The sequence below is a fragment of the Microcoleus sp. N9_B4 genome, from assembly GCF_036701635.1.
In the GTDB taxonomy this organism is placed as follows: Bacteria; Cyanobacteriota; Cyanobacteriia; order Cyanobacteriales; family Microcoleaceae; genus Microcoleus.
This window is the reverse complement of the sequence record NZ_JAUBRC010000018.1, coordinates 78,562-92,855: the sequence shown is the minus strand read 5'-3', so window position 1 is coordinate 92,855 and position 14,294 is coordinate 78,562. Positions and strand designations below refer to the sequence as shown.

General features: G+C 45.5%; 6 protein-coding genes. 1 reads left to right on the top strand and 5 read right to left on the bottom strand.

All coding sequences use genetic code 11. The annotated features are described in order from the left end of the window. Positions 1–3 precede the first annotated feature (3 nt). The 5 genes from QUA43_RS14260 to QUA43_RS14240 all read right to left on the bottom strand — a co-directional run bounded on the left by QUA43_RS14260 (position 4) and on the right by QUA43_RS14240 (position 12,232). Positions 4–1,896 carry a hypothetical protein gene (locus QUA43_RS14260; RefSeq protein ID WP_333374731.1) on the bottom strand — a complete coding sequence of 631 codons (1,893 nt, stop codon included), beginning with the start codon at positions 1,894–1,896 and terminating at the stop codon, positions 4–6. A 257-nt stretch (positions 1,897–2,153) separates the two neighbouring features. Next, a complete protein-coding gene (locus QUA43_RS14255; protein ID WP_333374728.1) occupies positions 2,154–4,154 on the bottom strand; it encodes a chromosome partitioning protein ParA in 2,001 nt (666 codons plus the stop codon). Between the two features lie 58 nt (positions 4,155–4,212). Then, complete coding sequence (locus tag QUA43_RS14250) at positions 4,213–7,218, bottom strand: peptidase domain-containing ABC transporter (protein ID WP_333374727.1); 3,006 nt, start codon at positions 7,216–7,218, stop codon at positions 4,213–4,215. Between the two features lie 120 nt (positions 7,219–7,338). Beyond that, positions 7,339–8,088, bottom strand: a complete 750-nt coding sequence (locus tag QUA43_RS14245; RefSeq protein WP_333374725.1) for a peptidylprolyl isomerase — start codon at positions 8,086–8,088, stop codon at positions 7,339–7,341. A 295-nt stretch (positions 8,089–8,383) separates the two neighbouring features. Further along, positions 8,384–12,232 carry a glycosyltransferase gene (locus QUA43_RS14240; protein WP_333374723.1) on the bottom strand — a complete coding sequence of 1,283 codons (3,849 nt, stop codon included), beginning with the start codon at positions 12,230–12,232 and terminating at the stop codon, positions 8,384–8,386. A 358-nt stretch (positions 12,233–12,590) separates the two neighbouring features. On the opposite strand from QUA43_RS14240, the gene QUA43_RS14235 reads away from it, so the two are divergent. Continuing rightward, positions 12,591–14,264, top strand: coding sequence for a methyltransferase domain-containing protein (locus QUA43_RS14235; protein ID WP_333374721.1), 1,674 nt, complete (start codon positions 12,591–12,593; stop codon positions 14,262–14,264). Positions 14,265–14,294: the final 30 nt, after the last annotated feature.

Below are 14,294 nucleotides of genomic sequence, written 5' to 3'. Positions count from 1 at the left end.
TCCTCATCCTCCGCGCAACTGGACAAACTGGTTGTCAACAGGATTATACACCCAAGCTTTAATTTCGGTTTGGGCGATCGGCAAATTATTATCCGACAAATCAACAGCCCACCTTGCATTGTTGTACAACTCAGATTTTAAACTCTCAGCAATGTCGGGACTGTCTAAATTTACATAAGCGTTAGCAAAAAAAGATTGTTTGTCTCCGACAGATAGCAGTACAATATTCGGCTGTTGCAAATTTTCTGGCCAAACCGCCCAACCAGCAGCCTTGACAGCATCATTTTGCTTAACATTCAAGGATTTATCGCTAGTTTGAGGTTTGTCTAAATAACCGTAAACTTTCTCCGTATTAGAAATAAACTCTACATTTTTCGCGAACTTTCTCCAGCCTATTTTGTCGATCATTGCAGCGCCTTCTCTCACCAGCCAAGTTTTTTTGGTCAGCACCCTCAAACAGCTTTCCGGCGAATTATCAAAAAAATCAGACGGTTCCAGATAGTTGATTAACTGCAAACAATCTTGAGCGCCTTGTTTGTAAAGAAGTGCCGATCTAGTTTGGGCGATCGCCTGCTGAGAGTTAACAATAATTATCCCAATTAACAGCCCGGCGACTACCCGAAAAACAAATTTATAGTTGGGATTTATGGTAGAATTATTACCTCGGACAAACACTTGACCGAGCTGAACCAAAGCAATTAACAGCAAAATCGAATTAGTCGTATATCTCGACGATTCAATCGCCTGAATTGCCCCAAATTCTGCCCTACCAGCCGTAATAAACAGAGCCGATAAAACCGAAAACAAACCTATTGACAGCCAAGGTAAAGCCTCACGATGCTCAGTAATCTTTCTCCCAAAGTGGAATCCCAAAAATAAGAAATTTGCAAATATTAGCAATCCAACTAATGCTGAAATTCCCGGCGATCGCACAATTGGCGAACCCAACAAACTCAAAAAGTAATCAATTACCACCAGGGGCTTATTCAACAATGAAATAATACTTGTTTTCCGACTAGGATGATAATCAATTGAGTAAACAGCACAAGTTGCCACAAACAGCAGCATCCAGACAATAAGTCTTTTTCTTTTCTGCGCCGCATTTCCTTCTAAAGCCGCCACAGCCGGAATCGCAGCCAACCAAGAAAGCAAACCTTGGGCCAGGGAAAAACTCGCAATAAAGCAGAATCCTGCCGCAATCGATATTTGAATATCGTAGGGACACGGCACTGCCGTTTCCGTACTCTGTTTGATCTGAGGTGTTGCATCATTCTCAACAACGGGCAAGATGCCCGTTCCACAAAAATTCAATGTTCTTGTGGAACGGGCATCTTGCCCGTTTCTAAATAGCTTATTTATCGTGGTGCAACATCTCTGTTTCATCCGATTAAAAACCGCTATATTAGGCAATAATTTGTGATTTAAAACCAGCGCATAAACCGCAGCTACAAAACAAAAATTGACGAAAAACCAAGCCAATTGAAATCCCCAAAGCCAGTTTTCGTGCTGAACTAGAGAGAAAAGCAAAATACAAGTTAAAATATTAGCTAAATGCCACAAATCATCCGCGACATTCTTAACTTGCATCGAGGATAACTTGTACATAGCGATAAAAGTTATCGCAGCCAAACCTATGCTGAGACACAACTGATAATTAATATTCCATCGGGAAGCAAAAGCCAGCACCGCAATAATTATTTTAGGGAAAAGTATGCGGTGGTTGCTGTGCAAAGCCCAAAAATCGTTAAAAGTTACATTTCCCCCAGCTATTTTTTCAAAAAGGCTAGCTAACCTCCACTCGTCATCAACGGGAACGTTAACGCTAAAATTCGCTACAAATCCGATTAATAAGAGAACAGGAATTAGATATAGAGTAAATAATATGATTTTTTTCATTAATATCCAATCCGGTAGCATCGGAATTGTAAAATCTAGTCATATCATGTCCGATCGATTAACCATAATATTCCGGTCGGGGCGGGTTTTTGATATTGTCAATTATTGGCAGGTATTGTTGCTGAACCCGCCACAACAAAAATCGCGATCGATCGAACGGACATGATATCATCAGCTTTTCGACTGACAATCAACAGTAAACGGTCAACCGTCAACCGTCAACAGTCAACCGTCAACAGTCAACCGTCAACTGTTCGCTACTTAATAGTCTTGAACGTATCCAATTTGCCAGTAAATCGGTTGATAAACATCTGCAAAACAGTCCGCTTGCCGATATTGATATTAGAACTCACGGACATTCCCGACTGCAAGTTAACCTCCACTTCATTGGCCTTGTCCTTGTTCAAAACAAACTTCTGATTTTTGAGCTTAATTTTGGTTTTGAAAGCATAGTATTTCCGCAGTTCAGTAGGAGGCTCAGCATCGCTGCTAATCTCTATCACTTCACCCTCAGCAGTACCAAACTCCATCGCTGGGAAAGCTTCTACATTCACTTCCACAGGCACGCATTGGTATTTCGTCAAACCCAGTTTCTCTCTGTTAATTTCCTTCTCTGGACAAACGCAAATTTTACCTGTTTCGCAGTCAATCTTTTCTCCGTCTAATTGCTTGCCGTGATACGGCTCCAATTTTGCCCGCTTCTGTCTTAAAGCATCCAATACCAGAGCCACATTGCTGTTTTCCAGGTAAACCACTGCTTCCAGACCGTTGTCGTCATCCAAAACTTTGAGCAGCTTTTCAGTTTGCTGCGCTTCGTAATAAGCTTCTTCGCAGCGTGCTGGGCGCGGTTCGCCCGGTTTCACCACCGAATTAATAATGGATTGGCATATCGGATCTTTGGCCATATCCAACTTAGCTTTCTCCTTCGTAGAAGGCTTCAAATCGAAGATAACACCGGATACCGGAGCTTTCAGAACTTGAGTGTCGCGGTTTTGTTGAGCCTTTTCTAGCTGAGCGTTCACCTCGGACAACTTTTTCAGGTTTTCCACTTTGAAGCGGCTTAGCTGAGAATCGCTGCTGGCAATTTGTTTCTCGTTTTCAGCAATTTTGGTATAAAGTTCTTTGGCCCAGGAATCCTTGGTGTTTTTCAACTGTTCTTCGGCGCGGGCTATCGACTCCTGAATGCGTGCTTGCTCTCCTTGCTGGCGCTGTATGTCAGCACTAATTTTTTGGATGTCACCTTGACGCGCGTTAATTTCGCCTCGGCGCGTATTGATTTCACCGAGGCGCGTGTTAATTTCGCCCTTGCGAGAGTTGATTTCACCTTCGCGCTGCTTGATTTGATCTTGCTGTTTGAGAACGTCGCTTTGGCCTCTGAAAACATCTTGTTCTTGACGTTCTTTTTGCAGTTCAGCGATGGCTCCTTCCTCCACCAGGGGGGCGAGTCTGCCTAGAATGTTTTGGTTCGACTTCAATACTTGTTGGGATTTCGCTAACTGTTCTTGGGCCAAATCTTTCTGAGCCAGGGCTGATTTTACTTGCTCTTGCGAAGAACCTAACTGCTGCTGGGCATAATTTAATTGGTTTTGGGCAAAACCCAATTGTTGCTGTGCCACTGTCATTTGATCGCCGGCGGCTTTTTCAGCATCCTGAGCTTGCTTCAGTTGTTTTTCCAACTCCTGAACTTGGCCTTGAGCTGCAGCGACGCGAGACAGAAATTCCGATCGATAATTAACATAAAGTCCTTGCTGAGCAGCATCAAAATTCCCGCTAGCTCCCCGATTGAGGTACAGTTCGTCAATCAAAGCTTGCAGCACTTGATTTTGTGCCGTAAGGCTCTGTCTGTCCTTGATTGTTGATTCTAGGTTAGAAGGAACAGCGCCTTGAATTTTGCCGTTGACAACATCTTCGTAAAATTTATTTTCCTTTTCCAGAGCTTCTTTAGTTTTCTGTATCGATGTTAAATCGGCGCTGGGTGCAAGGGGGTTGAAAGTGAGCAGAGGCTGGTTTTTTTCCACACGATCGCCATTTTCAACGTGAAGTCTCACCACAGCGCCCGTAGCAGGTGCTTGGATGTCTCTAGCACCATCTTTGAGTTCCAATTGACCCACAGCGGGGACAGCTTGCTCTACGCTAGCAAAATAAGCCCAAACTACAGCAGAAGTGGTCATCAGCATGATCATCCACAAAAACAAGTGCGACCAAATCGCTGGTTTTTCGAGAATGACTGGTTGCTCAGAAAGTATTAACGATTTCATAGCCATTTGTTAGTTCTCAGTTGTTAAGCGTTAGTGATCAGTTGTGAGTTGTTAGAGATCAGGTATTCGATGACTCTTGTTGTTGGAAGAGGCAGTAGTAACGCCCTTTAAGAGCCATTAATTCTTTATGGGTTCCCCGCTCGACTACAGAACCTTGATCCATCATAATAATTACATCGGCGTTTTGGATGGTAGTCAGGCGGTGAGTAATGAAAAACACCGTGCGGCCGGCGAAAGCTTCTGCTAAGTTATTGCAAACTTGGCGTTCGGAATGGTAGTCGAGGGCGCTTGTAGCTTCGTCCAAAATCAGCAGTTTCGGGTTTTGCAAAATCGTGCGGGCGATCGCCAAACGCTGCCTTTGACCCCCAGAAAGCGACGAACCACGCTCTCCGACTATCGTATTGTAGCCAGCAGGCAAGCCCATAATAAAATCGTGAGCTACCGCTAATTTTGCAGCTCGCACAATCTCATCCGTACTCGCATCGGGATTACTCAGAGCAATATTTTCCTGTACCGAGCAGTTAAACAGCAAAGTATCTTGCAGCACCACCCCAAGTTGGCTGCGGAGCGAATATAATTCCACCTTGGCAATGTCATAGCCGTCAATAAAAATCCGGCCCGACAACGGCGGATAAAGACGCTGCAACAGCTTCATCGCCGTACTTTTACCGGAACCGCTTCCACCCACAATTCCCACAAAACTGCCAGCGGGAAATTCCAAATTAACATTAGCCAATTGCAGTGCCCCGCTCTCCAGGAATCGGAAGGAAACCTCCTCATAGGTAACCTGCCCTTGAATTGCCGGCAGCGGGATATTGCTCCGGTCTTCATCGCTGGTTTCCGTCGGCGTATCGACCACATCCTTAAGCATATCGATCGACATCGAGACTTCTTGGAAACTCTGCCAGACGCTCACAAAACGCAGCAGCGAACCAGTCACGTTCCCGGAAATAATTCGGAAAGCAATCAACTGACCCAAAGTAATCTCATTTCCCAGTACCAAATAAGCTCCCACCCACAACTGAGCTAAGTTACCCACCTGGTTTAAAAAGCCGCTAATCGTACCGGCCGTAGTCCCCGTGATAATTGTTTTAAAACTGGCTGTAATGTATTTTGCGTAGCGGCTCGACCACTCCCAGCGGGATTTCAATTCAATATTTTGAGCCTTAACAGTTTGAATCCCGCTGACTACTTCCACTAGATAAGATTGAGAGTCAGCAAAACGCATATTTCTCTGTTTGATTAGGCGAAGCACCAGCGGATTGATTAGAACAATCATCAGCCCCAGTATCGGTACCACTGCCAAAGATACAAACGTTAGCTGCACACTGTAAGAGAGCATCACGGCGACGTAAACCACCGAAAATACCGCATCGAGAACCACTGTCAGAGCTGTACTCGTCATGAATTCCCGAATCTGGCCCATCATGCTGAATTTGTAGACCAAATCTCCCACACGCCGATTGTCAAAGTAATTTTGGGGCAGCCGGAGTAAGTGGTCGATGACTTCTGCACTCAATTTGACATCAATGCGGTTTGAGGTATCTATAAACAAAAAGGTACGCAAACCGTTGAGCAGTCCTTCAAACAGAGCAACACCTAACAGAAATGCACCCAAAATATCCAAGGTGTCAATGCTGCGCTGACCTAAGACTTTATCAATAATTATTTGGCTGATTAATGGGTTGGCAAGACCAAATAACTGTACAAAAAACGAAGCGAGCAACACCTCAAAAAACACTGTCTTGTGTTCCATGAGGGCCGGCACAAACCACCAGAAGCTGAACTGCTCTTTTTGTTCGACTTGCGGAGCTTGCAGGAGCAGGACTTCTCCCTGTTCGCCCCAGATTTCTTTAAACTGAGGTATCCGCTTCCGCATCAGCCCCTGTTCGGGGGTCGCCATCACCAATTCTTGCTCGGTGATGCTGTAAATAATGGCAAAGCTATCTTGCCATTTAATCATTACGGGAGCTTTGATGCGGTTGATTGCTTCTGCGGGCACTTGCGCTAATTGGGGCGTGAGGCCGATGCTTTGGGCGATCGCCCCGCAGGCTTGCATACTGATAGAACCAGCGGTTTTTAACTGATTTTCTAGAACTTTGCGGATGATATCTCGACGAAATTTGAGGCCGAAATACTTGCTCAACATTTGGAAGCAAGCAAGCGGGCCCTCAATCTGCCCTTTGGCGCGGAAAACTGGGTATCTCCCCGCATCCTTTGGTTGGTCGGTTTTGGGTTCTGGGGGACGGTCTGGGCCGGGTAGAACCTCGATTAATGTTCCGGGCGGATTCTGCCCAGGCCCTACTATCTCTGTCGTGCCATTTAATGAGTCTGTTTCGGGTTGGGGTTCTGGGGGTTCCCGGAAGCCGACCAAGCGGGCGCCGAGGCGGCCTTCTACTTTTAAGGATTTGGCTGCGTTTTCCACAGAGAAGCGGCTGCCGGTGGGAAAGTCGCCCAAGACGCCGCTGCTGACGAGCCAAATTCGATCGGCATCTAGCTCTTTGGCGATGTCTTGAGTTTTTTTGTTGCCGTTTGGTACGTTGACAACTGTCGCGTCTTGCCAAGCTTGCAGGGTGAGTTCCTTGAGATTGGAAGTCCCGTCGGCTTGGCGCTGCAACTCCAGGCTCAACAGTTCAAATACTTCGCTCAAGGAACAGTGTTCGCGAAATGCTTCTCCAAAGGTCGGCTGTTTTTCCAGTACACTCAGGAACTCTTCAGCAGGTAGGACGATCGCGATCACATCTGTAGAGGCGATCGCCGTTTCGCAGGGAACTCCCCTGACCAAGCCAGCCCAGCCGAGAATTTCCTTCGACTGCACCAAGCGCAAACTTACGTGGCGCTGCGAGCGCTGGTCAAACCCCAGCAGCCGGGCCTGTCCTTGATAGATAATTGCCACCTGAGTCGGCATTTTTTCCCGTTCAAACAGGGGTTGCCCCGTCCGGTAGCCAAGGAGTTGGCATTTAGCCACCAAGGCTGTCAGAGCCGTCTCTGACATTCGGTCAAAGGGAGGTGTTTGAGCTAGGAAATCCTGAATTTGGGAGAGGGAAACAGCGGAAGAAGTCATCCAATTTTAGATTTTAGATTTTAGATTTTAGATTGAATCCAGGGGGTTTTTGTCAGGATGCTACGCTTTTTCAAGTCTCCACGGATAAATCCGGGGGCCCCTGACCAACTTGCTTGATTGTCATGAAATTGAAGACAGGGAGGAGAGGGGCTGTAGCGGGCCTATTTGCGATATCTGTTCGGCGAGCCAGCTTTCAAAGAGTTCGTTAATCAAGTGCAGCCGCATCGATTCATCGAGCTGAGCCGGCATGAACTTTTCTAGTCGAATAATTACCATCCATTCTGCCAGAGGACGCGGCGTCCAGAGTTGATTTGGCTGGCTGACGGACAAAAGTTTGCTGATTGCCGGGTGGGGCTGGCTGAGGGGTACTGGGCCCAACAAGCCACCTGACTTGGACTCCGGCCCTTCGGAATAGTCGCGGGCCACTTCAGCAAAGGTTTGTTCCCCTTCGAGGATGCGAAAGTAAAGTTCGTTTGCCAGTGCTGGATTTTTGGTGCGTACCAGGGAATAGACTACGTGGTCTAGGCTGGCTTTGCGGGTTAAAAAATAATTATCTACTTTAGGTCTCCAAGTGGCTTGCTTAAATTTTTCGATCAGCAAGGGCCTAACGGCCATCTCTTGAAGTTCTTCTTCCGTCATATTTTGGCCACGCAGCCAAGCTTCTTTGGCTTCGGGGGCTGTCAGTTGGTGTTGTGCCAGAAAGTCAAGGGTGGCGGATTGGCGTTCTTCGTCGCTGCAACTAAAGGATGCGATCGCTTGGTCTACTATTACACCGCGCAAGAATTGCGGCATCAACTGATACCGCTTCAGGAGCGATGGCATATCCTGAGCTTGCAGTAATTTATCGCCTATTTGAAAAAGTCCTGTCATTTTTTTATCTCCAACTGACTTGCGCTTCCCCTTTTAATTTAGCTGTGGCAGGAAAAGAGCGACAACCACTAACCCCTCGATTCCCCGATGATAGCAGACCGTCAGTGGGCTAGCGCTATTGCTGTCTATTTCTTGACGCTCTGTCTAGCGAGGGGTTCCCCACGGGTCTCAGAATGGTAGCGGGATGCGAGAGTGGGAGAGTGGGAAAATCTTTACTTCTGCCATCTTCCTTCTTCCCTCAACATCCATCCGTTAAATCCCGTACACTGCTTAGTTGCTGAACTTCCTTCTTCCTTCACTCTCGGAATAGTCTTTCAAAGAGTGTTTCGAGTTGGGTCGAGCAAGCGCGACTGTCGAGATATTTGGGGTTTGCCGCCATTTTTTCCTGGATTCGCTCGCGGTAGTGCCGGCGCAGTTCTGGGTTGGTACCCAGTGCTATGCTCAGCTCTAAATAAGAGTTCTCGCTGTTTGCTACCAGTTCCGGAAGTAGTAGTTCTTCGAGCACGGCGGCTGATTGTCGCGATCGAGTTGTTTGCCCTTTTCTTACCACTACAGGCAATCCGGCCAACAGGGGTTCTGCTAAGGAGCAGGCACTGCTGTATGGATAGGAGTCTAAATATATATCAGCCAATTCCAGACATTTTATGCAATCGGCGCGAGATGGCAGCGCTTTAATCACAACTAAGCGCTTTTTGTCAATCCCAAATTCGGCAAAGAGCGATCGAATTTGGTTGTAAAAAGGCACTGTTGGATAGTTTCCATTGCGGGAACTAAAGGGATACAAAACTAAAATAGAATTCGGTACGGCAGCAATAATTTTTGCCCAAGTTTCTCTCAATTCGGGGATAATTGTCAAAGCTTGAGCGCCGGACATGAACACTACAGATTCCTCAGTAGCTCCCCAACTGCTGCGAGTCGGTTCAACTGTGGCAGGTGCTGATCCTAGAGTATAGCTTAAACAAACTCCCGAACCTTTTAAAGTAATTAATTTTTCGCGATACTCTGCTTCTGCACCTGCGGGCAATGTCAAATCTCCAGCAATGAAATAATCGATATTTCGGGTTCCGGTGGTTGCGGGGGTGGATGCACCTGTAGCTATTTGCACCCGCGCTAGTCGGTGCAGGCACAGCAGCGCGCTTGGTTGAGAAGTGTCGGTAGTATTGGTGCAGATTAGCAGAATATCTAAATCGTGCGATCGAATTTCTCGGACTTGATTGGGCAAATATTCTGACAGTTGCACCAGTTGGTCGGCGCAATTTTCGCAATATTTCCCCAGTCGCTCGTCTTGTACCTGGAAATAGTACACGATAATTTCAAATTTGCTTCTGTCTAAATATTCAAAACTCGAAATGGCAGCACGAGTCTCGGATTCATCACTAATTTTATCAAGCAAAAAGCCAACTCGGATTTTAGTTCTTTCAGGTTCTCTCTGAGGAAAATTCCATTCTATTTGACAGCCGATATTTTTCAAATAAAATTCCAGAATATCAGCTCGCTGACTCAATATATTGAGCAGATTGACCTCGCTCAAATACAAAGCTTGGAAGCTAACATTTTTCGCCATGAATGCCGCCAAATAACGCCACAGTTCTGAATCGCGAAAACGGGCGATATTTCCAGCGACGTACTTGATTAAATGCTGGAAATATTCAGAGTAAGTTTCTATTTCCGAGTTGTGTTTAAAATAACCGGGAGACTGAAAGATAAATTTCAAAAAGTCGTCAAAAAACCACTGGGGAATCGCTGCATTGTTATAATCAAGTGGCAACTGATAAGCGTCGCAGTACAGCATCGCTGCGAGTAGATATTGCATCTTCTCGGCAATTTCCCCTCCTTCAGCAAGTTTCGAGGATAATTGCTGGACAAAAATTTGTTCTGACTCAGTTAAAGTTTCATTTTTGAGACCACTATCTAGTAGCAATTTATGAGCTTTCCCCGCGTCTTGCGAGTAAGCCGTTTCTAATTTTTTCGCTGGCAAATTCAGCCAATATTCAGCTAGCTGTTGGCGGTAAGGGCGCAGCGCGAGAAGAGGCTGTTTTGAGGGGAATTTATTGTATTGATCAAGCAGTGGTGACAATTCCGATAAACTCGGCTGGGTTCTCAATGCCAGCTTTTGGCGGATTGTCTGTTTGATTTGTTGATCCAGGAAACTGTAATCAGGACTATTTAGTAGTTTTTTGTAAAATCTGACTACATCCTTATGATTTTCCCCAGCAGCGAAGTTTTTCCAAGTTTGTTGTTCGGGATGAATCCGCAGTGACGACAGTTTTTCATCTACAAATCCGATGTGATAGTTACCCATGATTCGCCACCACATATCTAAGTCTACATACTGAGATAATCCCGAATCAAATAATCCTATTTCTGCAAAAACTCGCGCGGCAATTAAGACGGTACTCGGTTCGCCAAATTTGTTTATCGGGTTGGTCAAGCAGTTTGTATCTGCCAGTAATTCTTGTCCGGGCTGAATAGATTTTAAATTTGACCAACTTTTATGCAAATCTTTAATTGATTGGGAAGCTCTCCGCAAAATTGGGTTAGATTCATCTTCAGCTATGGTGATGCCGCGCGGGGAGAAAACCATACCTATTTCTGGGTTTTGTTGGGCGAGAGCGACCATTTTTTCAATACATTCTGGTGCAAGCAAGTCGTCTTGAAAGAGAAATTTAATGTATTGACCTGTTGCTTGAGAGATGCAAAAATTCCAGTTCTGTGATAAGCCGTAGTTGCGGTGCAGTATGATGCGGAAATCGACTGAGGTTTGTGATTGGAATGATTGGGCGATCGCAATTGTGCGATCTGTGGAGCCGTCATCGGATATAATCAGTTCTATGTTAGGGTATGTTTGGGCTAAAGCACTTTGAATTGCTTCCCCAATAAATGCTTCTCCGTTGTATGTCGGAATGCAAATGCTAACCTTCGGCTGCTCGTTTGGCAGTTCTCCTTTTAATTGACTTTGTTGCTGTGATGGTGGCAAGTTAGCCCTGATTTTGGCAGACTTCGCTTTGGCTGTTCCTGACAGAGGTATGCTTTGAAAGTTATCCGTAATCTCGGCAATATATTCGAGACGTTTTCTAATTTTATTACCTGTAACTTGCGGGTTGAGTAAAGTCTTAATTTCCTCTGCCGCTATCGCTCCCATTTGTTGAGCTTCCCGGTAATTGTTAAAGACGTACCGCATTAAATCAGCAGCGTGTTCGACATCCGCTTCTGCCCAAACATTGCCTTTTTTGTAAGGCCCGCAATCTTGCTCAATTGGGATTAACTTATACTTGACTAAATAGCTATTGCCGACATTCATAAATTCTGTATTTGATGAATAGCCGGTGGCAATTACGGGTTTCCCGTAAAACATGGCTTCAGCCATTGTTAAGCCAAATCCTTCGCAGCGGTGCAGGGATACATAACAGTCGCAATTGTAGAGCAAACCGTTAAGTTTATTTTTGGACAAATACCCGTCTAGATGTTTGATATTTGAACAATTGGCGATAGCAGAATTTAATAATTTTTGCTCTTCTAAATGTTTGTTTGAATTAGAAGATTTGATAATCAACAAGAGGCGGTTATCTTCGCCAAAAGCTTGTTGAAATGCTTGAAGTGTCGCTAAAGTATTTTTGCGCTCAATGTGGCTGGAAAAATCGAATACAAACAAGAAAATAAATTTATTTTTCGGTAAATTCAGTGCCTCTCTTTTCAGGGAAGGTGCGGGAAGAGCAATACTGGGCATGATTTTGATGACGGGAATTGGCGAGACTGCGGAAATTGCCTCGGCGCAATAGTTGCTGTAAGTCCATATTTCGTGAAAGTGATTAAATGCTGGCTGCCATTCTGGGGGAAATGCGGGAAGTTCCCAGGCCCAAAAGCCGATATTGTATTTGTTTTCAAAATAGGTGGAACCTGTATGTTTGATAAAGGCTGCAACTTGATCGGCGTTGACTTGAATTAAGTTTACGGGATGGGGATTGTCTTGGCTAAAGTTTTGATAGGTGGTGTCTTGTTTGCGGTGGGGACTGCGGGTAAAATTGTTGATGACGAAGGGAATGTTGGCGGCTTCTACGGCTCTGATGTTGGCTCGGACACCTTCTCCTATGCCAAATTCGCCGCTGATGTAGCCGGCAATGTTCATTCCTAGATTAGGGTTCATAGTTTCTAATGTATTTAGCACAGTGGAGTGTGGATTTTTGGAGGAAAAGCAGAATTAATTGATCGGCTCAAGTGCGCTAAAAAAGGGTAGGCTAGAGAAGAAATTATAATTTTGCCGAATATTGGCTAACATATAGCAATCCTTGGAGGATTGGTGAATAAGATTTAAAGGAAACACTCTTAACGCAGACCAAGAGAAGAGAAAAGAAAAAAAGTTCGCAATTGAGAATTTAGTGCTTGACAAAGATAGCGATCGCCATTGTATACTGGCATCGCAATGCTAACCTTCGGCTGGTCGTCTGTTGGCATGGGTGGCTCTGTTTTATTTTACGATCAACTAATCAGGAATTTTAGACACAGTGATCGATCGCGTCAACCACGACCTCTTGAAGCTGCTACCGCCGGATGCTAAAGTCATTGTTGAAATTGGCTGCGGTACGGGTTCGACGGGCGAACAGTACAAGCTGATCAATCCCCATTGTCAGTATATTGGCATTGAATGCGATCGAGAAAAAGCTAAAATTGCAGTCGATCGGCTAAACTGGGTGACGGTAGCCGATATTGAAGAAATTGCCCTCGAAAGTCTCGACATCGCCCCAGGAACCGTCGATTGTTTGGTTTTTGGCGACTTGCTACCCTATCTCAAAAACCCTTGGGAAGTGCTCAAGCAGTACAGTGCTTTGCTGAATCCAGAGGGGCAAATTCTCGCCAAAATCCCTAATGTTCAATACTGGCGGCGAATTGTCAATCTGTTGCGGGGACAGTGGGAGAATCCCGACAGTAAGATGCAGCACTGGTTTACCCTAGAAAGTATTAAATCACTATTTGCTCAAGCCGAATTGCAGGTTTATGAATTTCAAGGGAAGGGACACAAAACCGAAAATTTTGTCCACTTTCAGGAATTACTGCATCCCATGGTAAAGGCTTTAGAGCTAACATCGAGCAGCTTTGCTACGGAAACGGGTGCTGAACATTATATCGTGCGATCGACCAAATCGACCGTACCTGCGCGCAGACTGCTGATTCAGACTATCATTATGGCTCCTACAGGGTGCGATCGTGTGCGAGTTTTGGAACCGGACAAATTTAGCGCTACAATTCCCGGTGTCCGCACCGTATCCGGCGTGAAAACAGCAGAGTTAATTCCCCCCCTGCTGGGAGAAGAAAAAGTCTTCATCTGGCAGCGGACAATCATGCAATATCCCGGCTATATTCCCCAACTCAAAGAACTGCTGCAACAAGGCTATTTAATAGTAGCTGAAATTGACGACAATCCGATCCGCCGCCGCGAATACGCCGACAATAATTACCTCAGCTATCGCGGCTGTCACTGCGTGCAAACTTCTACAGAACCGCTAGCAAAAATTTTGCGGTATTACAATCACAATGTTGCCGTATTTCCCAATCAATTAGCCTATCTCCCTCCCCCGCGAATTTACCCTGCAGAAGATACAGTCACCATCTTTTTTGGTGCGCTAAACCGCGAAAAAGATTGGCAGCCAATTATGGCAGCGCTCAATCGAGTTTTAGTCGCACACAAGCACCGGATTCGAGTTAAAGTAATCCATGACCGCCGATTTTTTGAAACCTTAAAAATACAGCAAAAAGAATTTGAACCCTTTTGCAATTACGAACGGTATCAAGAAATTATGTACAGTTGCGATATAGCTTTGCTCCCGCTTGTTTCCAACCCGGTTAACGAAACGAAATCCGACTTAAAATTTATTGAATGTGCAGCGCGGGGAGTAGCGGTGCTGGCAAGTCCCACTGTGTACGAACATTCGATTGTCGAAGGTGAAACCGGATTGATTTATAGATATGAAAAAGAGTTTGAAACCAAACTAAATTCGCTGATTTCTGACACTTCTATGCGCCGGGAAATAGCCGCCAATGCTTACGAATGGGTGCGCGACAACCGCTTGCTGTGCGGACACTACCGGCAGCGGCGAGATTGGTACTTACAGATGCGGGACGAATTGCCACGTTTAAATGCTGAGTTGCGCGATCGCCTGCCGGAGTTATTTGGTGACTAAGTGCGGTAAGATTTATAGGGTTCTTGTGCG

Coding starts and splice junctions, on each gene's coding strand:
- QUA43_RS14260 (WP_333374731.1), bottom strand. CDS start 1,896: ATGAAAAAAATCATATTATTTACTCTATATCTAATTCCTGTTCTCTTA.
- QUA43_RS14255 (WP_333374728.1), bottom strand. CDS start 4,154: ATGAAATCGTTAATACTTTCTGAGCAACCAGTCATTCTCGAAAAACCA.
- QUA43_RS14250 (WP_333374727.1), bottom strand. CDS start 7,218: ATGACTTCTTCCGCTGTTTCCCTCTCCCAAATTCAGGATTTCCTAGCT.
- QUA43_RS14245 (WP_333374725.1), bottom strand. CDS start 8,088: ATGACAGGACTTTTTCAAATAGGCGATAAATTACTGCAAGCTCAGGAT.
- QUA43_RS14240 (WP_333374723.1), bottom strand. CDS start 12,232: ATGAACCCTAATCTAGGAATGAACATTGCCGGCTACATCAGCGGCGAA.